Origin of the sequence: Methylobacterium sp. 4-46 (assembly GCF_000019365.1) — a bacterium.
In the GTDB taxonomy this organism is placed as follows: domain Bacteria; phylum Pseudomonadota; class Alphaproteobacteria; order Rhizobiales; family Beijerinckiaceae; genus Methylobacterium.
Genome location: NC_010511.1, coordinates 2,663,946 through 2,685,021, shown reverse-complemented (window position 1 = coordinate 2,685,021; position 21,076 = coordinate 2,663,946). Strand labels below are relative to the sequence as shown.

Sequence of the window (21,076 nt, the reverse complement as noted above, 5' to 3'; positions counted from 1 at the left end):
CCAGGGAGCGATTTCGGCGCCCCGCGATGCTGCACCTGCTCACTCTGCCGCACGGTGCAGGGTCTTTCGCGCACGTCGCGGGCGCCGAACCGCGCAGCGCCGGGCGATGACACGGTCCGAGCACGGCGATGCGCCGCCGGACGCGACCTGGAACGTCATCACCGGCTGCTCGGCGGTCTCCGCCGGCTGCCTCCGCTGCGACGCGATGCGGCTGTCCGGCACCCGGCTCCGGCACCACCCCTCGCGGGCGGGGCTGACGCGGGACGGCGAGGCGGGTCCCGTCTGGACGGGGGAGGTGCGGTTCAACGAGGCGTGGCTGGACCGGCCGCTGCGCTGGCGCCGGCCGCGGATGATCCGCGTCTGCGCGCACGGCGACCTGTTCGCGGAGGCCGTCCCGGAGAGGTGGATCGACCGCGTCTTCGCCGTCATGGCGCTGGCGCCGCACCACACCTTCCAGGTGCTGACGAAGCGGTCGGCGCGCATGCGGGCCTACCTCGGCGATCGCGGCCGCGGCGGCCGGATCATGGACGAGCTCGGGCACGCCGCCCGCGCGCATGCCGGCGCCCGGGCGCTGGCGGACGGGCTGAGGGACCTCCTCGTGGTGCAGCGCAGGCCGCTGCCGAACGTCTGGCTCGGCGTCTCGGCCGAGGACCAGGGCCGCGCCAACGAGCGGATCCTCGACCTGCTCGCGACGCCCGCCGCCCTGCGCTGGATCTCGGCGGAGCCGCTGCTCGGCCCCGTCGACCTGCGCGCGCTCCGAATCGCCGCCCATCTCGACCTCGACGCGCTGACGGGCGCCGTCTCGGCGAGCGCGAGGCTCGATGGAGGGGCCGACTTCCGCACCGGCCTCGCCGCGCTCCCGCTGCTGCCCGAGGGGCGGCAGGGCCTCGACTGGGTGGTCGTCGGCGGCGAGACGGGACCGGGGAGCCGGCCGATGCATCCGGATTGGGCCCGCGCGCTGCGGGACCAGTGCGCGGCGGCCGGAGTCGCCTTCCGCTTCCATCAGCACGGGGACGGGAGCGTGGGCGGCGGACCGCCCGAGCCCGACGGAGGGCTCGCGGAGGGCGGGCGGACCGGCGGGAGGGCCGCCCGTCGCCTCCTCGACGGCCGCAGCTGGGCCGAGGTGCCGGACGGCCGCCGGCCCCCCGAGACGCGCCGCGGGGAAGCGGCGCGCGGTTGAGGGCGGCGCGCGCCGCGGGAGAGGCGCCGGGAGCGCCGGCCGCGGCTTACCCGCGGTCGCGAGCGAGATCGCTCGCGCCCCGAGGCGCCGCCGCGGCGGCGCCCGCTTGCGGCCGGCACGATCTTGGCCGAGGAGGATCACGGGGCCGGAGCCGGCTCCGCGCACAGCCCGAGGAGCAGACATGATCAGCCGCGGGGTCATCGCCGCCATCGGCATCGCCGTCCTCGCCACCGTCGTGGTGTGGCTGTGGGTGATGCCCGACGAGCCGCAGAGGGCGCTGGAGGACGGCGCCGGGGCCGCGGCCTTGGCCACGCTCATCGTCGGGGCGGCGATCCGCCGGGGCCTGTCGTGAGCCTTCTCCGTCCGGGACGCCGCTCCCCCGAGCGCGCGCGCGGCCGCCTGGCGGCCCGGACGGGCCCGGCCTGACCGCCCCTCCCCGTCCGGCACCCCGATCGACGCGCCTGGTTCACCCCCGGGCCCAGGCCCAAGCACAAGCCCAGGCCCAAGCACAAGCCTAAGCCCAGGCCCGCGGCTGCGACGCGGCCGTGCGCTCGCGCGGGGTCGGACGCCGACGAAGCGGCGTTCCGGACCTCGTCGGTCCCGCATGCCCCGGCGTCGAGGCTCGACCGGCCGCGGGCCGGCGCGGCGTGTCTCACCACGAGAGCGCGATCGTGCGGTCCGGCTAACCGTGGGTTAACCATAACGCGAACAAATTCCCCTGCGTCAACGGACGCGCCGGACGGGCCGGCCGCCCGACGCTGCGCGGCGGCCTCGTGCGCCGTCGCGCCGACCGGCGGCGCGGAACGTGCCCGCCTCCATCGAGGATGTTCGAGACGATGATCCGGCGATCCCCTCTCCGCCCGCTGATCGCCGCCGGGGCGGTCGGCCTCGGCGCCCTGTGCGGCGGCTGCGTCACCTCGGGCCAGCGCGAGCCGCTGAACGAGGCGCCCGAGGTCACGAAGCCCTCCCCGACCGGCCTCAACCTCGAGGCGCTGCCGCCGCCGGCCCGCGCCATCGACATCGCCGTCTACAGTTTCCCCGACCTGACCGGCCAGAACAAGCCGAGCGATACGTTCGCGGAATACTCGCGCGCGGTGACGCAGGGCGGCGCCGCCTTCCTGGTCGATGCCCTGCGGCGCACCGGCGGCGGCCGCTGGTTCCGGGTCGTGGAGCGCAGCGGCCTCGCCAACGTCCTGCAGGAGCGTCAGCTCATCCGGGCGACGCGCCAGGAATTCGACCAGGACCGGGCGAGGCCGCTGCCGCCGATCCGCTTCGCGGGCCTCCTCGCGGAGGGCGGCATCCTGGCCTACGACGCCAACATGGTGACCGGCGGGATCGGCGCCCGCTACCTCGGCATCGGCGGCGACGTGAAGTACCGGCGGGACATCGTCACGGTCGGGCTGCGCATCGTCTCGGTGCAGACCGGCGAGGTGCTGACGAGCGCCACGGTGACGAAGACGATCTACTCGATCGCGCTCGCCACGAACACCTTCCGGTACGTGGCCGTGAACAAGCTGCTCGAGGTCGAGGGCGGCATCACGCGCAACGAGCCGACCCAGCTCGCCGTCCGCGAGGCGATCGAACTCGCCGTCTACGCCACGATCATGGAGGGCGCGGACAAGGGTCTGTGGAAGTTCCTCAAGCCCGACGTCGGACGGGCCCTCGTCAAGGCCTATCGCGACCGCGACAAGGACGGCTCTCCCCCGATCCAGGCGGAGCCCGCGGACGCGCCCGTCGTCGCCAAGGGCTGATGGCGGGTGCCGCGACGCGGGGCCGGCGCCCCGGTGCGGGCCGGGACGCGGCCGAGACCTCACGCGGAGCCGAACGTGGACGACCGGGATGCGCGCGACGGCGAGCGGCAGGGGACGGGCGACCTGTGGGGACCCGACCTCCTCGACCGCATGGGGATCGGGGCGCTCCTCCTCGCCGCCTCGGGCGACGCCGTCGAGATCAACCGGACGGCCGCCGGCCTGCTGCGGGGCGCCGGGGCGGACGAGGCGGGCGACGCGGTCCTGGCCCGCATCCGGCACGCCGCGCGGGACGACCCCCACGGACGGATCGAGTGCGAGGCGCCGCCGGGCGCGCCGGCGCGATGGCTGGCCTTTCGTTCTCTCCCGATCGGTCCCGAGCCGGCTCCGCGCCGGCTGGTGATCCTGGTCGATCCCAAGGCGTCGACGCCGGTCCGCGAGATCGTGCTGGAGAAGGTCTTCCAGCTGACGGCGGCGGAGGCCCGGCTCGCCGCGCAGCTCTCCACCGGCATGCCGCTCGCCCGGATCGCCAAGGCGCGCGGCGTCAGCATCACCACGCTCCGCACGCAGCTGGCCGCGATCTTCGAGAAGACCGGCACGTCGCGGCAGGCCGAACTCGTCGTGCTGCTGGCCCGGACGAGTCTCATCGCCTGACCGAAGGGCGCCGCCGACGGAGTGCCCCGTGACCTCCAGCGAGGGTTGCACCATGAAGCAGAGAAAGCGTCGCGTCTCCGCGCTCCTGCCGGCCATCCTGGCGGCCCTGTCGCTGCCCGGCCCGTGCGCGCACGCCGCGGAGCATGCCAAGCCGGCAGAGGCAGCCAAGCCGGCCGAGGCAGCCAAGCCGGCCGAGGCAACCAAGCCGGCCGAGGCAACCAAGCCGCCGGACGCGGGCAAGCCCGGGCCGGCTGTCCCGGCGAAGCGGGCCGACCCGGCCGCGGCCGGGCCGCCTGCGGCTCAGGCGGCCGCGCCTCCCGGCCCCGCCAATGGCCCCGCCAAGCCGCTTTGCGACGAGGAATGCGTGCGCCAGGCCGTGCCGCTCGCCGTGCAGGCCTGCGCGCCGCGGATCGAGCGCGAGGCGCCGCGCGATTTCGACTGGCTCAGCCGCCCGGTCGGCAGCATCTTCCAGCAGGCCGTGCCGCCGCCGGAGCGCAGCACGGTCGCGCATTTCCGCGGCGACTCGATCCGCTTCCTCGATCCGCAGGGCCAGTGGGTGAGGGTCACCTACGATTGCGAGTTCGACACCGCCACGCGGACGGCGCGCGGCGTGAAGGTGCGGCTCGGGCGCCTGGACGGGCGGGGGAGCGGCGCCGGCCGCTGGGCGCCGGAGCGCCGAGCCCCCGGCCCCGCCCTCCCCGCCGCCGCAGGCCGAGGCCGAACCGCGCAAGCCGGTGCGGCTCAAACCCCGCGAGCCCAGCGCGATCGAGATCGAGCAGGTCGTCCCGTCCGGGAGCGCGCGGTGACCCGCCCGCGCGCGCTGCTCCTCGCCCTCGCGGCACTCTGCTGCGGCACGGGACCGGCCACGCCTCAGGCACTGACCGGCGTGAACGAGTGCACCCGCGCCGGCGACTTCGCGGCGGTGCGCGCCTGCATCGACAGGGCCCTGTCGCCGGGACTCCAACCCGTCCCGCCCTCCCCGCTTCCCCCGATCACGCCCGAGCGGCCGCATGCTTCCCGACCGGCCCGCGCGCTCCCGGCCGGTCCGGCCGGCGATTGGCTCGCGCCCGACGATGCGGCGCAGACCAGTGCTTCGGAGCGGGTGATCGACCTGACGGGTGAGCCGGAGACGGCCGGCCCGGCGAGCCGCGCCGCGCGCCCGGACCCGCTCGACACGGCTCCCGCCGAGCCGCTGCCGCGTAGGTAGTCTGCCCGCGCCCATCGCGGCACCGCGGGCGATGGCGGCGGCACGTCGCGGTTTCCTCTTGTTCTCCCGGCATTTCGGCGCCTCGCGGCGGGGGCGCCCGCCGCCGCGCGCGGGCACCGGGTCGGGGTCCCGCGCCGCGCTTCATCAGAATGAATGATGCGGGCCGGCCGCGATCATAATACCTAACGCTGCGTTAATACGGACGTTCGACTGTGCTGGTGACACGCAATTGTCACCGAAGACGCTCCAGTTCGACATGTCTGTGCATCGTGAAGATCAGTCATCTATCGGGGAATGCAAATGTCGAGGAATTTCGCGGCGGTCGTCGCCGGTCTCGCGGGTGTCGTGGTCGCCTCCGCCGCCCTGGCGGGCGATTCCAACGTGGCCAATCTCAGGCAGACCGGGCAGCGCGCGTTCATCGACCTGACGCAGACCGGTCAGGGCGGATCCGTGACCTTCGAGCAGAGCGGCTTGGAGAACGGCCGCGACGCGAGCGGCGCCGAGGCCGGCACCATCACCCAGGACGGCCAGTACAACATGATCTCGGGCGTCCAGGAGGGCAACCGCAACACCTTCGCGCTCAGCCAGAGCGGCGGCAAGGGCAATGTGATCCAGCTCAATCAGGCCGACACGGAAAACAACACGCAGGTCACGCAGACGTCAGGACTGTTCAGCGTGATCTACGTTGGACAGAATGGCTACAAGAACGACAATATCATCATCCAGAGCGGCACGAAGGACAGCTCGATCTGGCTGTCTCAATTCGGCCAGAAGCACTACGCCGTGCTTTCGCAACAAGAAACGACAAATTCTTCGATCGCCGTCTCTCAATACGATCTGAGCCAGACGGCAGACGTGACTCTATATCGGACTGCCGACTCGACGGTGCTTCTGCGTCAGAGCGGCGAGGCGAACCACGCGGTTCTCGGGCAATGGAACACGAGCGCCAGCCTGATCACGGCGGTGCAGGCGGGTTACGGCAACCTGATGCAGGTGGTCCAGCGCTGACCATGGCGCGGGGGCGGGCGCGCCCTCCGATTCGTCGGGCGCGCCCGGGCCGGATCGCGTTCGCGTATCGAGGGCGTGAACGTCGAGAACTTGCCCGTTCTCCTGCAAGGCGGCGTCTCGACGCGTTGACTTTAGGTCAGGTGCGGGCGACGGTACCGCGCGCGCCGGCTCCCGGGCTTGCACCGATCGGGCTTGCAGCGCGGGCCGACGCGCGGGTGAGCGTGGCTGTCCCGCGAGCGCAGCGCGCTGTCCGGGAGAGATGGAACTCCGCGATGCCTGTTCCCTCGAAGCGATCGCTCATGGCGTGCGCCCTCGCCGCGGTGGCGGGGGTGGCGCGGGCCGAGCCGGCGGGTCCGTCGCAGGGCCCGGCCGCCCGCGTGACGCAGGAATACGTGAGGATCGGGGGCGAGGTTCTGCCGATCGCGATCCTGTCGCTCGGGGATCCGCGCGCCGCGGCGCGCTCCGTCGGCTCCGGGGGCAGCCTCAACGTCACCACGGTGCGGCAGGTCGGCGACGGGAACGTCGCGAGCGTCACCAGCGTCGGCGACCGCACCCGCGCCTCCCTGAGCCAGGAGGGCAGCGGCAACCGCGGCGCCCTGTTCCTCTCGGGAGACGGGGCGACGATGGACGTGGTCCAGCGCGGGGACGACAACGCGACCCGGCTGATCGGCGGGCCGGGGACGACGGTCACGATCCGCCAGTTCGGGAGCGGGAACGCCGTGTCGGGCGTGGCGCCGGACGGCCGGACGGTCTCGGTCCGGCAGGTCGGCGACGGATTATCGGCCGGCATCGCGCAAGCCGGTGCCCCCACCGACATCGCCGTCTCCCAGACCCGCCTGCGCTGAGGCGCGCCGACTGCCTCCTCGATCCCCACACGGAGTTTCCGCAATGGTTGCGTTCACGCGGATGATCGGTCTCGCGGCGGGGCTGGTCCTGCTCCACGCCGCCCGGCCGGCCGAAGCGAGCAGTCTCGTCTACCAGCCCGTCAACCCCGCCTTCGGCGGCCCCCAGCTCAACGGGTCGTGGCTGCAGGCGGAGGCCAATGCCCAGAACATACCGCAGGCCGCCGCGCAGCGGCGCCAGCAGATCACCGGGGCGGCAGCCTCCGCCGCCCGCGGCGGGATCCTGACGCCCGGCCAAGCCTTTGCCCAGCAGTTGCAGACGCAGCTCTACAGCTCGCTGGCCAACCAGATCACGCGGGCGATCTTCGGCGAGAACGCGCAGCCGAACGGGCAGTTCAGCTTCCAGGGCACCACGATCAGCTACACCCGGGTCGGCAGCAACGTGTCGATCACGATCAACGACGGCAGCACGGTCACCACGGTGACGGTCCCCGCAACCCCGTAGGACGCGACCAGCCCGCGCGGGGGCCGCATCGGCTGCGCGCCCCGCCCCTCGGCGCGGCCCGGGACATCCGGCCGTGATCCGCGCTATGATGGCTGCCCGGCAGGGCCGGTCCGACGCGGCCGATGCCGGGAGGGTCCCTCCGATGCGATGCGCCTCGCTCGCGGTGATCGTGGCTGCCCTGGGCGGCGCGCCGGCTCGGGCGCAGTCGGAGGTCGAGACGGCGCTCCTGCTGATCGGCGGCCACCAGGCGCACGGGGCCGGGCCGGCCGGGGAACTCCGCGACACCGGCTTCGGGATCTACGAGTTCAGCCGCACCACGACCTGCCCCAATCCCCGCGACGTCGGCTGCGGCGTGCACGTCCTCCTGAAGAAGCTGGGCGATTGTCTCTGGATGGCGAGGACGCGGAGCATCGCGCGCTTCGACGGCGCGGGGCGGCCGGATTTCGCGGCGGGCGGCGGGGTGGTCGATCTGCACGAGCTCAGCGGCGTGCGGGGCGAGCCCGCCCCCGCGGGCGCATCGGGGAGCCGCGTCGTCCTCTACGGCGGCCCGCGGCTGATCTGCGCCGAGAGCCGGGAGGGGACGACCTGCCGCAGCGAGATCACCCACGCCAGCGACCTCGCGGCGCCCGCCTCGCTCGCGCTCTACCAGGAGGCGGCGCAGCGCATGAAGGCGAGCTTCTGCGAGACGCGGTAGCAGGAAATCGGGGCGGGTGGCGTTCCGCACATCGTTGCGGGCGTGCCCGGTCCAGTCTCGTCGGGGATGATCGACGACGAGGCTCAGTCATGATGCGCGCAGCGGCCGTGAGACGGCTGGTGGTGATGATCTCCGGAACCGCCGCCCTGGTTCTCGCGGTGCCGGCCGAGGCGCAGTGGGGCGGCTACGGCGGCTGGAAGCCCGACCGGGGCGGCCGCGACGGCGGCGCGCATTGCGGCCGCTTCGCCGGCTGCGGCCCGCGCCCGGTCGGCATCGGCGGGCCCAGACCCGGCAAGATCTGCTACAACTTCGCCGGGAGGCCCTACCTCTACCGGGGCGGCGGGCGCTGCCCGATCAGCTGAGAGGTTGAGCGGCCTGACCCGGCGCGACCACTCGGTCGGAGCAGGACCATGGACGAGGGTTGATCAGTGCGGATCGGAGCCGGACGAGTCATCGCCGGCCGCGGAGCGCTCATCCCGGATCCAGTGATGCCGTCGGGATGGCGGCTGCGGGCGTCGCTCAAGCCGCGCGGGCTCGTGATCCGGGATCCGCCGCGATCGACCGGATCCCGGATCAGCCCTCCCAGACCTGCCCCGGGCGCAGGGCGAGGAAGCGCTCGGGCGGGACCTCGGCGGCCGCCAGCGCGGCGCCGAGGGCGGCCTCCGGCTCGGCGATGCCCTCGTTGGTGAGGCGGAACGTTCCCCAATGGTGGCCGAGGGCTTGGCGCGCCTCGACGGCCTGCGCGATGCGCAGCGCCTCCTCCGGATTGACGTGCTGGGGCTGCATGAACCAGCGCGGCTCGTAGGCGCCGATCGGCAGGGTGGCGAGGCGGACCGGGCCGAAGCGCTCGCGCACCGGCGCGAAGATCGCGCCGTCGCCGTAGCCCGTATCCCCGACATGGTAGAGGGTGCCGTGCGGCGTCGTCAGCACGAAGGCGCACCACAGGGCCATGCGCCGATCGTTCACCCCCCGGGCGGACCAGTGATAGGCCGGCACGAGGTGCACCGTGATCCCGCCGCCGAGATCGACCTCGCCGCCCCAGTCGCGGGTCTCCACCGTGATCGCGTCGTCGTAGGAGCGGATGATGGCGTCGTTCCCGAGCGGCGCGACGACGAGCGGCTGGTGGGTCGCCCACAGCCGCGCCAGCGTCGGACCGTCGAGATGGTCGTAGTGGTTGTGGGTGATCAGCACCGCGTCGATGGGCGGGAGGTCCGCGAAGGCGATCCCCGGCGGATTGACGCGTTTGGGCCCGGCGAAGCCCACCGGGCTCGCCCGCTTGCCGTAGACCGGGTCGACCAGGATGTTGCGGCCCGCCACCTGGATCAGCAGGCTCGCATGCCCGATATGGACGACGCGCAGGCCCGCCACCCGCTCGGGCGGCACGTCCGCCGCAAAGGGGCTCGGCCAGCGCCGCGGCCAATTCTCCCGGCTCCGGCCGAGCTGCCAGCGCGCCAGTTCGACCAGGTCCTTGTCCTGGGCCTGACCGGGCGAGAAGAAGCGCGTCCCGTCGAAGTGGTCGCTGACCGGCCCCCGGTAATAGGGATTCTGGCTGCGCCGGTGGGCCGCGTAGCCGACCCCGCCCAGCGTCATGACCGTGACGGCGCTCGCGAGACTGATGAGGCGCCTGCGCTTCATGAGGGCCAAGCTGGCGGAGTGGCGGCCGCGGTCAAGGGCGCAGCATTAGGGCGGATGGCCGCGGCGCCGGTTCTTGCGCCGGGGGACGGGCCGCCTACATTCCGATCATCGTCAACAACCGAAAGGAGGTGGTCCAGTGTCTCATTGTCATCAGCCGCAGGCATCGGTGGCCCTGACCTGGATCGTCGCCTCCGGCTTCGCAGCCTGAGCGCACGACACGGGTCGCCGGGCTGCGGTTCGGCAATGGAAGGGTCGCTCCGGGAGACCGGGGCGGCCCTTCGTCGTATTCGGGAGCGTCCCCGTCAGGCGAGGCGCTCCATGGCCGCCGCCTCCGCCTCGACCAGGAGGCGGCGCAGCGTGGCGTTCTCGGCCTCGAGTTCGCGGATGCGGTGCATGAGAACGGCCGCCGGCACGTCGGCCCCCGGCGTCGGGGCGGCGGGGGCCGCGACCGCGGCATCCTCCTGGAAGGCGACGCCGACCCCGTCCGCCCGGCGCCAGCGCAGGGCGGCCTTGTAGACCTTGTCCTTGGCCGGGATGTGCAGGTCGAACGCGTCGGGCAGCACCGCCGTCTCGCTGAGCGCGAGCCGCGCGCCGGTCGCCGACAAGTCCCGGACCAGGCAGTCCATCGACGAGTTGCCGTTGTTGAAGACGATGCGTCCCTTGAGGAAGGTCCTCAGGCGCACCTCTCTGCGATGCTCAGACATCCCGCCCGCCCAGCCATTCGCGATCGCGATCGCGACGCGTGCAGGATGCGTGCGGGACGTTAAGGAACCCTCGACGCGATCGTCGGGTGGTCAGGTGCCCGCGCCCTCCATGCGCTGGAACAGGTAGAAGCCGTTGAAGCGCACGGCCGTGGCGGCGGCGTGCCGGTCGAATCCGAACGGGTGCCGGCCGGCCCCGTCGACCTTGCCGTCGAACACCCAGCGCGAGCCGGTGACGAAGGCCGGTACGGCGTAATCCTCCGGTACGGCGCAGATCAGCCCGTCGGGCTCCTTCAGGCGGAACAGATTGTAGCAGCGCACAGGACACCTCCCGATCTGCTGGATGCCAGCACTCCGGTTATCCAACAAATCTGACGAGACTATGTCAGAGCCGTGCGACCGTGTCTTGAGATATGGCCCCGGCCAAGCAGCGCAATCCGCGCCAGTTCCCGGCATCATCCCTCACGATCGTGTGTGCTGCGCTGCGGAATGTGGTGGCCGAATGAGCGGTCGAGGGACGGATTGCAGACTGAATTCATCGCCAATTGTGCAGGATCTGATCGATCGTGGCCGTTTCGAGCTGCTGTCCGAAGCGCTGCTGGTAGAGGGTGAGCATCGCGTCGTGGGTCTCGTCGCAGGAGGAGCACAGCCCGTCCGTCGCGAGCACGACCCGGTAACCCCGGTCGACGGCCCCGAGCACGGTGGCGAGCACGCAGACGTCGGTCTCGCCCCCGGTGATGACGAGAGTCTCGGCGCCGAGATCCCGCAGGGCGTGGTCCAGGCCCGGCTCCAGCCAGGGCGAGTAGACGTGCTTGTCGACCACGCGGGCGGGCGGGGCGAAGCCCGCAAGGTCCGGGACCAGCTCCACCATCTCCTCGCCGAGGGCGTCGATGGTCATGCTGGACCAGCGCTCGTAGTAGCGGCGCCAGGTTCCCCTCCCCTCGCCCGGATGGCGGGCCGGGACGAAGCGGGTGAACACCGTCCGCTCGGGGCTGCGGGCCGCGAGCTCCCGCACCCGCGGCAGGACCCGCGGCAGCCAGGGCGTGTGCCACGCGGTGTCGCGGGCGAACAGGTTCTGCATGTCCACGCAGACATGGATCGCGTCCTCGCCGAGCGGTCCATTCGGCAGCGCGTCGGTCGTCTCGGGCGTCGGCGTAGCCATGATGCTCCTGTCTCCCGGCGATGGCAGGCCCGGGGCGGGACAACCCTGCCGGGGCGCCCCTTGTTTCGCGGCCCGCATGGTTTCGGCGCCGTGAACCGGATCGGCGCATTTGAGCGGGACCTCTCAGCCGGCTCTTGGGCCTCTTCGCGGCCCGCGAAGTGCCGGCGGCCTTTCACTAAAATTGCGCGGAACCGCTTCAGCGGGTCCCAGCAGGCGGCGCGCGATCGTCCCCTCAACGAAGGGGATGGCACCGATGAGCAGGAAGACGGGGACGATCTGGACGCGCGCCGCGGGTCTCGGCGCGGTGGCGATGCTGGCGCTGCTGGGCGCCGCGCCGGCGGCGCGGGCCCAGACCGTCGCGGCCCTGCCGGCGACGACGCTGGCGGCGCCCAGCCTCGGTGCCGCCCGCCCGATCGCGGCCTGGGTCGAGTTCTGCCAGCGCTACGCGGCGGAATGCGCGGTCGACCCCTCCGAGCCCGAGACGATCACGCTGAGCCCGCGCGTCTGGCAAACCATCCTCACGGTCAACCGCGGCGTGAACACCCGCATCCAGCCGGTGACCGACCAGGAGCATTGGGGCGTGCCCGACCACTGGGACCTCGCCGAGGACGGCACGGGCGATTGCGAGGACTTCCAGCTGCTCAAGCGCAAGCTGCTCGCCGAGGGCGGCCTGCCGCGCCGGGCGATGCGCATGACGGTGGTGATCGACGAGAAGGGCGAGGGCCACGCGGTGCTGATGCTGCGCACCGACCGCGGCGACCTCGTGCTCGACAACAAGACCAGCGCGGTGCTCCCCTGGCACCGGACCGGCTACACCTTCATCAAGCGCGAGTCCCAGAGCGCGGTGGCCTGGGTCTCCCTGGGCGGCGCGACCGGACCGACCATGACGGCCAATCGCTGACGAATCAGCGCCGAATTGGACGTCTCGAATTGGAACCGAAATGCGGCGGGGACGTTCATTAAGGTTTAAATTTTTCGGTTGAGCGGGTCCCTGCACCGTGGCAGCCTGCGTGCAACGAATTTGCACATGGGTCGATGGGGCAGATGCGGGTTGTGTTGGTTGGCCCTGGCCGGGCGAGCGGTGTCGATCGCCAGGGCCTCATCTCGCGCTGCGCCCGTGCCGCGCAACTCGGTCTCGTGGGCGCCACGCTGCTGATCGGCGGCGCCACCAGCCAGGCCCAGACCCAGACCCTGGCGGCCCTCCCGGACGCGAGCGCGGCGATCGAGCGCGGCGGTTCGGCCAAGCCGGTGAGCGCCTGGGTCGAGTTCTGCCAGCGCTATCCGGGCGAGTGCGCGGTCGACGTCAACGAGCCGGCGGCGATCACCCTGACGCCGGCCCTGATGAAGACGCTGGTGGCCGTGAACCGGCGGGTCAATTCCCGCATCAAGCCGCTCACCGACCAGGCGCATTGGGGCGTGGTCGACCGTTGGGACTTCCCCGACGACGGCTACGGCGATTGCGAGGATTACCAGCTCCTGAAGCGCCGAATGCTGGTGGAGCGCGGCCTGCCGCGCCGCGCCCTGCGCATGACGGTGGTGATCGACGAGATCGGCGAGGGCCACGCGGTGCTGATGGTGCGCACCGACCGGGGCGACTACATCCTCGACAACAAGACCAACGCGATCCTGCCGTGGCAGCGCACCGGATACACCTACGTGAAGCGCGAGGGCCAGGAGGGTCTGGCCTGGGTGTCGCTGAACGGCGTCGCCTCGCCGGTCACCACCGCGAACCGCTGAGAGGTCGACGATCGAGCGGTTCCCGACGCCCCTTCTGACCTGGCGTGCCGCGAAGCCTGGATCCTCGGTAGCTCGCAGGTGTGGCGGGTCACATCCTCCCTCGTGCTGAGAGGCTCTGAGGCTCGCCGCACGCGCGCCGCAGCATGGGTCAGCGATCCCGCCCGATCCCTCGCACGTCCGCGGCGTGGTCGCGCAGGCCGTCCGGCACGTGTCGCCATCTCCGTGTCCGAGCGAGTCCTGTTCAGCCTCTGAGACGGGATCCGGTTGATCACGGCGGATCCCGGATCGCGAGCCCGCGCGCCGCCCGAGCGAAGCCCCGATCCGCCATCCCGAAGGGATCAAGCGGATTTGGTATGTGGGGCCTGCGAACGAGGCCCGCGGTCCCGTGCGGCTCATCGTGGGGCCGGCGCACCTCCGTCCCGCGATCGCTCCGGGCAACCGGAACCAGCGGGTGCGCGCCGCCGCCGGATGATCGTGCCCTCCCCGCTCAGGCCCGCGCCACCAGCTGCGCGATGTCGAGGACGAGGCGGCCCGACAACAGGCTCCAGCCGCAGGCGATCATCGTGGCCACCATCACGAACGGGATCGGCCGGCCTTCCAGGCGACGCCCGCGCACCGTGTTGCGCAGAATGATGAAGGGCGCCCCGAAGGCGAGGAGCGGCAGGGAGGCCAGGGCCGCCACGCCGCCGCCCTGCAGCAGGCTGAAGCTCGCGCGCCGCGCGGTCACGCACTCGAACCCGTTCGCCAGCAGCCCCGCGAAGGCGAGGCCGAGCACCAGGGTCTGCAGGTTCTCGATGGCTGTCGGCGTGAGGTTCATCGTCGGCTCCGCGCGGGACAGGGACGGCGCCACTCTGCCGGGCCGGTCACGGCCTGTTATAGTTAATCCTTCGTTATCCACAGAAATGAATGCGATATTCCGTTTCGGCACGGTGCCGATGCGGCGAACACCGCGTCGACCGGTAAGCCGGTGTTAAGCGTCCCGGCAGATCGTCACTGCACAGCGCCGCGCGGGCGGCAGGTCGGTGGGGATGGCGGCGATGGGGCCGGGAGCAGGCGTCGCGATGACGCGCAGGGCGCGGGTCACGCCGCGCCGCATCGCCATCGACCGCCCCCTCCTCCTCGCGGGCGGGCTCACGCTCCTGCTCGCGCTCGCCTCCACGGGCCTCGTCGCCGCGTGGCTGACCCGGCCGCCGGCCGCGACCGGCCTGCGCCGGACCACCGACCCGGCCGGGCGCGCGCTCACGCTGCCGGCCGCGTGGTTCGTCGCCGCCAAGCCCGCCGAGGCCGCAGCGAACCGCCTCGACCTCGTCATTCCCTGGAGCGACCTCTCGCTTCCCGGCGGCGGCGATGCCCTGCGCGTCACCGTGACTCGTGCCCCGGAGACCGAGGCGCCGCTCAGTCCGGCGCGCCGCTACGCGCGCTTCCTGACCGCGGACGTCGAACCCCTGGCGGATGGGCTGGTGCGGCGGCGCTTCAAGGCGGGCTCCCCGTTCGAGGGCGAGGATCTCTACCTGGCGCAGGCGGACGGCACGCGCTTCGCGGCGCGCTGCGCCGCCGATCCCGGCCCCGAGCCCGACAGCGCCTGCCTGAGCGAGGTCCAGATCGGCGACTTGGCCCTGCGCCTGCGCTTCGCCGATCACCGCCTGCCTGACTGGGCCGGCGCGCTGCGGGCCCTGGAACGCCTGTTCGGCGGCGCTCCGGCCGAGGGCTGAGGGCGCCCCGGCCGGCCGGGCTCAGTCCTCGAGGTCGGTGTCGAGGATCGCCATCGAGAAATTGTAGGAGCGGTCGCCGTCCTCGTCGTCGACCGACAGGACGCCGATGAACTCGTCGCCGAGATAGACCTCCGCCGAGTCCGTCTTCCTGGGGCGGCCGACGAGCCGGAGGGAGTGGTTGGCGAATTTGCGGCGCAGGTAGCCCTCCACCTTCGCCATTTCGGTCTTGTTCACGCTGGCCTCTTCGCGTTTGCCGTGACGGCGCCCCGGCCGCAGCGATGCGGCCCGGAGGGTGCGTCGCGGGCGTCCGGGAGCATCGGCGGCTGCCTTGCCATGGGGGCCGGCGCGGGGCAAGCGCGCGGCGCCGCTCAGATCCCTTCCATGGCGTGAATCAGGGGATCGACGCCCACCAGTTGATCCATGGCGCGGGACGGCTCCGAGCAGCCCGCCGTCCCGACGACCCGGGCCGGGACGCCCACGACGGTCGTGCCGGGCGGCACCGGGTGCAGCACCACCGAGCCGGCCGCGACCCGGGCGCAGGCCCCGACCTCGATGTTGCCGAGGATCTTGGCCCCGGCGCCGATCATCACCCCGTGGCGGATCTTGGGATGGCGGTCGCCGCCGTGCTTGCCGGTCCCGCCGAGGGTGACGGCGTGGAGGATCGAGACGTCGTCCTCGATCACCGCGGTCGAGCCGACCACCAGCCCGGTCGCGTGGTCGAGGAAGACGCCCCGCCCGATCTGCGCCGCAGGGTGGATGTCGGTCTGGAACACTTCCGAGGAGCGGCTCTGCAGGTAGAGGGCGAGGTCGCGCCGGCCCCGGTCCCACAGCCAATGACCGAGGCGGTGGGCCTGGATGGCGTGGAACCCCTTGAAGTAGAGCACCGGCTCCAGCGCCCGGCCGGTGGCCGGGTCGCGGTCGATCACCGCCCCGATATCGGCCCGGAACGCCTGGCCGAGGCGGGGATCGTCCGCCACCGCCTCCGCGAAGCTCTGGGCGATCAGGTCGGCCGAGAGCGAGGGATGGCCGAGCCGCGCCGCGACCCGGTGGGCGACCGCGGATTCCAGGCTGCCGTGGTTGAGGATCGTCGCGACGATGAAGGAGGCGAGGCGGGGCTCCTCGCGCACCACCACCTCGGCTTCCTGGCGCAGGCGGCGCCAGACCGGGTCCACGATCCCGGCGATGGCGTCCTGCCGGGTCTCGGAGGGAGCGGGGGTGGACGACATCAAACTTCTCCTCGGCAGGAGGATCGACGGAGGTATCGCTGCGCGAGGCCGGCATATCCGAACCGAAAACTCCCGCATAGGCTGGGAAGGCCGCGCCCCGGCGGCAAGACCCGCCACCCTTTCAGGGCGGCAGATGTGTCATGCGTCGCCCGCGCGGCAGCCCCTGCGCGACACCGAGTCCGAGCCCGCCATGCGCCCCTACGAACCACGCCGACCCTCCGCCGGCCGCCGCGTCGCGCTGCGGGGCCTGCGCCTGCACCTGCGCGAATGGGGGGCGCCCGAGGCCCCGCCCCTCGTGCTGCTGCACGGCAGCCGCGACGCCTCGGCGACCTTCCAGTTCGTGGTCGACGCGCTCGCCGGCTCCTGGCGGGTGATCGCGCTCGATTGGCGCGGCCACGGGCTCAGCGACTGGGCGCCGGGCGGCTACTGGTGGCAGGATTACCTCGCCGACCTGGACGCGCTCCTCGACACGCTCGGCTTCGCGGGCCCGGTCCCCCTCGCCGGGCACAGCCTCGGGGGCAACATGGCGCTGCTCTACGCGGGGCTGAGGCCCGCGCGGATCGCGCGCGTGATCTCGCTCGACGGGTTCGGGCTCCCCGATCGGGATCCGGCGCAGGCGCCCGCCCACCTCCGGCGCTGGCTCGACTCCGTCTCCGGCCCGGCGCCCTCGCCCGTCTATCCGAGCCTCCCGGCCCTCTGCGCGCGGCTCACAGCCGCCAACCCGGCCCTCGACACCGCCCGCGCCCTGTTCCTCGGGGGCCATCTCGGCCGGGAGCGGCCGGAGGGCGGCTGGACCTGGGCCTTCGATCCGGCGCATCGCCGGCCCTTCGCGACGCTGCATCGCTTCGCCGAGACCGCATCCTGCTGGCGGCGGATCGCGGCGCCGACGCTCTTCCTGGGATCCGGTCAGCCTTTCCCGCCCGCGCTCGCCGGCGAGATCGAGGCGCGCGCGGCCCTGGTGCCGGGCGCCCGCCTCCTGCGCCTGCCCGGTACCGGGCACAACCTGCACCACGATGCGCCCGAGCAGGTCGCGGCCGCCATCGAGGCGTTCCTGACCGGCTGATCCGGCTCAGCGGCGCTGGCGCAGGCCGAAATGGTTCTCCACGAGGCCGGTGAGCCGGGCGGCGGTCTCGGCGACCGTGAGGTCGGTGGTGTCGATCACCGCACGGGCCCTCGCGTAGAGGGGCTCGCGGCTGAGCAGCACCGCCTTCAGCTCGCGCAGCGCGCTGTCGTTGTCGGGCAGCCGCGGCCGCGCGGCCCCGAGGGCGGTCTGCTCCCGCACCCGGCGCAGGTGGTCCTCCGGCTGGGCCTTGAGCCAGACCGTGAAGAAGGCCGAGAGCAGCAGGTCGAGGGTGAGCGGCTCGGCCACGATCGCCCCGCCGGTCGCCAGCACGACCGGTCCCTCGTCCACCGCGAACTTGCGCAGGGCCGCCTGTTCGAGGCGCCGATAGCCCTCCTGGCCGTAGATCGCGAAAATCTCCGCCACCGACAGGCCGTTCTCCCGCTCGATCTCCCGGTTGAGCTCGACGAAGCGCCAGCCGAGCCGCTCGGCCAGGATGCGCCCGAGGGTCGACTTGCCCGCGCCGCGCAGGCCGATGAGGGCCACGCGCTGGGGCTCCACCTCCCCGGCCTGGGTGCCGCCGACCCCCGAGAGGATGCGCTTGGCCTCCGCGATCTGGGCGCCGGAGGCGGTCTCCAGCAGGTCGCGCACCACGGGCCAGTCCGGCGACGCGTCGACGGGGGCGATCAGGTCCTCCAGCGGCACGCCGATCGCGTGGGCGACGCGCCGCAGCAGGATGATCGAGACGTTGCCGTGCCCGGTCTCGAGCTGCGCGATGTAGCGCTCGGACAGGCCGGAACTGTGCGAGAGCGCCTTGCGGGACATCGCGCGCACGGCGCGCGCCGTGCGCACCCGCTGGCCGAGTTCGGCCAGGAAGCGGCTCTCGGCCTCGGCCGCCGGCGAATCGGCGCCGGCCGGCCGGCCCCCGGCCGCGCCGCTCCCTGACGACGGATCCGCGGCGGCGCGCGCGAGGGAGGGTGGGGAACCTGAGGGCATCGCCTTGTCGCTTCGTGAGGAGAGTCCGATCCCGCCTCGTGGCGGGATCCGCGGCCGCGGCCGGCCTCGGATCGGTCAAGGCGCCTCCTTTACGCCATAGGGGCGCCGGTGGCGACAGGGCGTCCCGCCGCCGCGGCGCGCGGAAACCGACCGGTCGCGCGCGGATCGCGGCCCGCTTGGCAAGATCCGGACCGTTTCCGCCCCGTTTGGCCGCCGAACCGGCGCGACATCAGGAGATCCGCTCGACCGCGAGCGCGACCCCCTGCCCGACCCCGACGCACATCGTGGCGAGCCCGAGCCGCCCACCCCGGCGGGCGAGTTCCCGCGTCACCGCCCCGGCGATGCGTGCGCCCGACATGCCGAGCGGGTGCCCCAGCGCGATCGCCCCGCCATGCGGGTTGACGTGCTCCGCGTCGTCCGGCAGCCCGAGCCCGCGCAGGCAGGCGAGCGACTGCGACGCGAAGGCCTCGTTGAGCTCGACCGCGTCGAAATCGCCGGGCTTCAGCCCGAGCCGCGCGCAGAGCTTCTCCACCGCCGGGATCGGCCCGATCCCCATCACGCGCGGCGGCACGCCGGCCGAGGCGAGGCCGAGCACCCGGGCGAGCGGGGTCAGGCCGTGGCGCCGCGCGGCCTCGGCGCTCGCCAGGACCAGGGCGGCGGCGCCGTCATTGACGCCCGAGGCGTTGCCGGCCGTCACGGTCCCGTCCCGCCGCACGAAGGGTTTGAGCCGCGCCAGGGCCTGCGCGTCCGTGTCGGGCCGCGGATGCTCGTCGGTGTCGACGCGCCGGTGCTCGCCCCGCCGGGTCGGGATCTCGACCGGCACGATCTCCTGCGCGAAGGTCCCGTCCGCCTGCGCGCGCGCCGCCCGCTGCTGCGAGCGCAGCGCGAAGGCATCCTGGTCCGCGCGGCTGATCTGGTAATCCTCCGCCACGTTCTCGGCCGTCTCGGGCATCGAATCGACGCCGTACTGCGCCTTGAGCACCGGGTTGATGAAGCGCCAGCCGATCGTCGTGTCGTGGATCTCGGCCTGGCGCTGCCACGGCGCCTCGCTCTTGCCCATCACGAAGGGCGCGCGAGTCATCGATTCGACGCCGCCTGCGAGGGCGAGGTCGATGTCGCCGGCCCTGATCGCCCGCGCGGCGGCCCCGACCGCGTCGAGGCCCGAGGCGCAGAGCCGGTTGAGCGTCGCGCCCGGCACGGTCTCGGGCAGGCCCGCGAGCAGAAGGGCCATGCGGGCCACGTTGCGGTTATCCTCGCCGGCCTGGTTCGCGCAGCCGAGGAAGACCTCCTCGACGCCCTCCTTCAGGGAGGGGTGGCGATGCACCAGGGCGGCGAGGGGCACCGCGGCGAGGTCGTCCGCCCGCACTTCCGCCAGCGCGCCGCCGTAGCGGCCGACCGGCGTGCGCAGGTAATCGCAGATGAAGACGTCCCGCGTCGCGCCCATGCGTTCCTCCCGGCTGGCTGCGGCCGCGCTTTCGAAAACGCGGTACGGCCGACCATAACGGGGAACGGGGGCGAGCGGAAACGACCGGTCTGCAGGTCCGGATTGCCGTGGATCGCAGGGCGGCGGCGCGGGCCCGGCCGCCGGGAAGGTCCGGGCGCGGGAATCCGCGCAGGAGCGCCCTCGCGGCTCGGCTCAGGGCGTCGCCGGCCCGGTGGTCTCCGGCGCGGCCGAGGCGGTCATCGGCACGGGCTTCGCCGGCTTCTTGGCGGCGAAGTGCCGGAACTCGACCGGCCGGCGCGGGGGCAGCGGGACGGAGATGGTCTCGGGCTCCGGCGCGGCGGCCGCGGCGACCGCATCCGCCGAGGCGACCAGCGTCCGCGCCTCGCCGCCGGCCGGGACGGCGGGTGCCGCCGCGGGGGCGGCGGCGGCTGGCGCCGCTTGAGCCTGGGCGGCGGCTGGCGCCGCTTGAGCCTGGGCGGCGGCTGGCGCCGCTTGGGCCGCGCCGGGCGCTTCGGCCTGGGCCGGCACGGCGCCGCGCAGCCCGTAGGTCGGAACGGGAAGCCCCGCCACCGGCGAGGCGGCCGCGTAGGCCAGGACGGGCGTCGAGGCCGGGACGGAGACCGGCCGCTGCGGCGGGAGCGGGGCCGAAATCAGCGCCGGGGCGGCGGGCTGCGGCGCCTCGGCGGCCGTGGCCTGGCTCGCCTGCGGGGCTGCTGCCGCCTGCGGGGCTGCCGCCTGCGGCGCCGGTGCGGCCGCGACGGCGTTCGAGAGCGCCGCCACGGACGGGTCGGCCGAGGCGGTCATGACCGGCGCCCGCGCGGTCGAGCCGCCGAACAGCTTGCCGAAGAACTGATTGAGCGGGTTGGCCGCGGGCTTCGGCAGGTCCGGCGGGGCTTCCAGTTCCGCCACGTCGGTGCGGATGCCGGCCCGCTTGGCCGCGTAGTAGTATCCCCGGGCGTAGTAGCTGTAGGCCTGGGCCTCGTTGCCGCGCGCGGTCTTGTAGGCGCCGGCCAGGTAGGCGACGCCGTAGGTGAGGTTGACCTTGGCGTCGAGCAGGCCCGAGGCGGGGCCCGTGTAGCCGAGGGCCCGCGCGGTGCCGTGCTTGATCTGCATCAGGCCGAGCGCGCCGCCGCGGCCGACCGCGCGCGGGTTGTAGCCGCTCTCCCGCTTCACGACCCGGTGGATGAAGCTCGCCGGCACGCCATTCGCCCGGGCCTGCGCCTCGATCAGCGCATCGATGTTGTCGCGGGGCGCCTCCAGCGCCAGGGCCGGGAGGGGCGCCGCGACCGCAAGGACGGCGAGAGAGAGGCGCTGGCGCATGCACGGACCTGTGGTTGCGATCATGTGCGGGTTCGCACATGCGTCGGGGGTCCGTGGTCCGGGCCAATTGCGGCAGGAAAGCGACTTGGCAGTCACAGACCGGCAAAGAACCCGGGAGGCTCGGCGGTTTCCGGTCGCGCTGTGGCCCGTGAAGCACAGCCGTTCGCGAACGGACCAGGGAGACCGGCCGGGGCTTCGCGCCGGTGAATTAAACCATTGGATTTCATCACATTGTAACATTCGAA

24 protein-coding genes are annotated in these 21,076 nt (G+C 73.2%); 14 read left to right on the top strand and 10 right to left on the bottom strand.

Annotated features, from left to right (window positions below):
* Positions 1-106 precede the first annotated feature (106 nt).
* The 10 genes from M446_RS11540 (at position 107) to M446_RS11500 (ending at position 8,200) form a co-directional block, all read left to right on the top strand.
* Complete coding sequence (locus tag M446_RS11540; protein ID WP_012332286.1) at positions 107-1,180, top strand: phage Gp37/Gp68 family protein; 1,074 nt, start codon at positions 107-109, stop codon at positions 1,178-1,180.
* Between the two features lie 181 nt (positions 1,181-1,361).
* Positions 1,362-1,532 (top strand): hypothetical protein, encoded by a 171-nt coding sequence (locus tag M446_RS38110; protein ID WP_012332285.1) that lies wholly within the window; start codon positions 1,362-1,364, stop codon positions 1,530-1,532.
* 484 nt (positions 1,533-2,016) lie between these two features.
* Positions 2,017-2,931 (top strand): CsgG/HfaB family protein, encoded by a 915-nt coding sequence (locus tag M446_RS11535; protein ID WP_043702302.1) that lies wholly within the window; start codon positions 2,017-2,019, stop codon positions 2,929-2,931.
* Positions 2,932-3,006: 75 nt separating this feature from the next.
* Positions 3,007-3,582 (top strand): helix-turn-helix transcriptional regulator, encoded by a 576-nt coding sequence (locus M446_RS34175; protein WP_012332283.1) that lies wholly within the window; start codon positions 3,007-3,009, stop codon positions 3,580-3,582.
* Between the two features lie 52 nt (positions 3,583-3,634).
* Positions 3,635-4,789: a hypothetical protein gene (locus M446_RS34170; protein WP_012332282.1), complete on the top strand. Its 1,155-nt coding sequence runs from the start codon at positions 3,635-3,637 to the stop codon at positions 4,787-4,789.
* A gap of 300 nt (positions 4,790-5,089) precedes the next feature.
* Complete coding sequence (locus tag M446_RS11520; RefSeq protein ID WP_012332281.1) at positions 5,090-5,797, top strand: hypothetical protein; 708 nt, start codon at positions 5,090-5,092, stop codon at positions 5,795-5,797.
* Between the two features lie 299 nt (positions 5,798-6,096).
* Positions 6,097-6,642, top strand: a complete 546-nt coding sequence (locus tag M446_RS11515) for a hypothetical protein (RefSeq protein ID WP_043701126.1) — start codon at positions 6,097-6,099, stop codon at positions 6,640-6,642.
* A 43-nt stretch (positions 6,643-6,685) separates the two neighbouring features.
* On the top strand, positions 6,686-7,144 hold the full coding sequence (locus M446_RS11510; protein ID WP_012332279.1) for a curli production assembly/transport component CsgF: 459 nt from the start codon (positions 6,686-6,688) through the stop codon (positions 7,142-7,144).
* A gap of 142 nt (positions 7,145-7,286) precedes the next feature.
* The gene (locus M446_RS11505) at positions 7,287-7,838 is read left to right on the top strand and encodes a hypothetical protein (RefSeq protein WP_012332278.1); all 552 of its coding nucleotides are present in this window, start codon (positions 7,287-7,289) and stop codon (positions 7,836-7,838) included.
* An 89-nt stretch (positions 7,839-7,927) separates the two neighbouring features.
* Positions 7,928-8,200: a hypothetical protein gene (locus tag M446_RS11500; protein WP_012332277.1), complete on the top strand. Its 273-nt coding sequence runs from the start codon at positions 7,928-7,930 to the stop codon at positions 8,198-8,200.
* Between the two features lie 211 nt (positions 8,201-8,411).
* On the opposite strand, the gene M446_RS11495 is transcribed toward M446_RS11500, so the two are convergent.
* From M446_RS11495 to M446_RS11480, 4 genes are all read right to left on the bottom strand, one after another.
* Complete coding sequence (locus M446_RS11495; protein ID WP_012332276.1) at positions 8,412-9,473, bottom strand: MBL fold metallo-hydrolase; 1,062 nt, start codon at positions 9,471-9,473, stop codon at positions 8,412-8,414.
* Between the two features lie 302 nt (positions 9,474-9,775).
* Complete coding sequence (locus tag M446_RS11490) at positions 9,776-10,177, bottom strand: PilZ domain-containing protein (protein WP_012332275.1); 402 nt, start codon at positions 10,175-10,177, stop codon at positions 9,776-9,778.
* Between the two features lie 90 nt (positions 10,178-10,267).
* Positions 10,268-10,495, bottom strand: a complete 228-nt coding sequence (locus M446_RS11485) for a hypothetical protein (RefSeq protein WP_012332274.1) — start codon at positions 10,493-10,495, stop codon at positions 10,268-10,270.
* 214 nt (positions 10,496-10,709) lie between these two features.
* Positions 10,710-11,336 (bottom strand): cysteine hydrolase family protein, encoded by a 627-nt coding sequence (locus M446_RS11480; RefSeq protein WP_012332273.1) that lies wholly within the window; start codon positions 11,334-11,336, stop codon positions 10,710-10,712.
* Positions 11,337-11,589: 253 nt separating this feature from the next.
* Between M446_RS11480 and M446_RS11475 the strand changes: the two genes are divergently transcribed.
* Positions 11,590-12,237: a transglutaminase-like cysteine peptidase gene (locus M446_RS11475; protein WP_012332272.1), complete on the top strand. Its 648-nt coding sequence runs from the start codon at positions 11,590-11,592 to the stop codon at positions 12,235-12,237.
* Positions 12,238-12,380: 143 nt separating this feature from the next.
* Complete coding sequence (locus M446_RS11470) at positions 12,381-13,073, top strand: transglutaminase-like cysteine peptidase (RefSeq protein WP_012332271.1); 693 nt, start codon at positions 12,381-12,383, stop codon at positions 13,071-13,073.
* Between the two features lie 487 nt (positions 13,074-13,560).
* Here the strand turns inward: M446_RS11470 and M446_RS11465 are convergent, their stop codons facing one another.
* On the bottom strand, positions 13,561-13,890 hold the full coding sequence (locus M446_RS11465; RefSeq protein ID WP_012332270.1) for a DUF6949 family protein: 330 nt from the start codon (positions 13,888-13,890) through the stop codon (positions 13,561-13,563).
* Between the two features lie 244 nt (positions 13,891-14,134).
* On the opposite strand from M446_RS11465, the gene M446_RS11460 reads away from it, so the two are divergent.
* Positions 14,135-14,785: a hypothetical protein gene (locus tag M446_RS11460; RefSeq protein WP_265576593.1), complete on the top strand. Its 651-nt coding sequence runs from the start codon at positions 14,135-14,137 to the stop codon at positions 14,783-14,785.
* Positions 14,786-14,806: 21 nt separating this feature from the next.
* On the opposite strand, the gene M446_RS11455 is transcribed toward M446_RS11460, so the two are convergent.
* Together M446_RS11455 and cysE are read right to left on the bottom strand one after the other, a co-directional pair.
* A complete protein-coding gene (locus M446_RS11455) occupies positions 14,807-15,004 on the bottom strand; it encodes a DUF3126 family protein (protein WP_415926915.1) in 198 nt (65 codons plus the stop codon).
* A gap of 149 nt (positions 15,005-15,153) precedes the next feature.
* Complete coding sequence (cysE, locus tag M446_RS11450; RefSeq protein ID WP_012332268.1) at positions 15,154-16,011, bottom strand: serine O-acetyltransferase; 858 nt, start codon at positions 16,009-16,011, stop codon at positions 15,154-15,156.
* Positions 16,012-16,201: 190 nt separating this feature from the next.
* Here cysE and M446_RS11445 point away from each other — a divergent pair, with 190 nt between their 5' ends.
* Positions 16,202-17,074 (top strand): alpha/beta fold hydrolase, encoded by an 873-nt coding sequence (locus tag M446_RS11445; protein WP_050777478.1) that lies wholly within the window; start codon positions 16,202-16,204, stop codon positions 17,072-17,074.
* 6 nt (positions 17,075-17,080) lie between these two features.
* On the opposite strand, the gene M446_RS11440 is transcribed toward M446_RS11445, so the two are convergent.
* From M446_RS11440 to M446_RS11430, 3 genes are all read right to left on the bottom strand, one after another.
* Positions 17,081-18,067: a helix-turn-helix transcriptional regulator gene (locus M446_RS11440; RefSeq protein ID WP_012332266.1), complete on the bottom strand. Its 987-nt coding sequence runs from the start codon at positions 18,065-18,067 to the stop codon at positions 17,081-17,083.
* A gap of 229 nt (positions 18,068-18,296) precedes the next feature.
* On the bottom strand, positions 18,297-19,511 hold the full coding sequence (gene pcaF / locus M446_RS11435; protein ID WP_012332265.1) for a 3-oxoadipyl-CoA thiolase: 1,215 nt from the start codon (positions 19,509-19,511) through the stop codon (positions 18,297-18,299).
* A 192-nt stretch (positions 19,512-19,703) separates the two neighbouring features.
* The gene (locus M446_RS11430; protein WP_012332264.1) at positions 19,704-20,831 is read right to left on the bottom strand and encodes a lytic transglycosylase domain-containing protein; all 1,128 of its coding nucleotides are present in this window, start codon (positions 20,829-20,831) and stop codon (positions 19,704-19,706) included.
* Between the last annotated feature and the right edge of the window lie 245 nt (positions 20,832-21,076).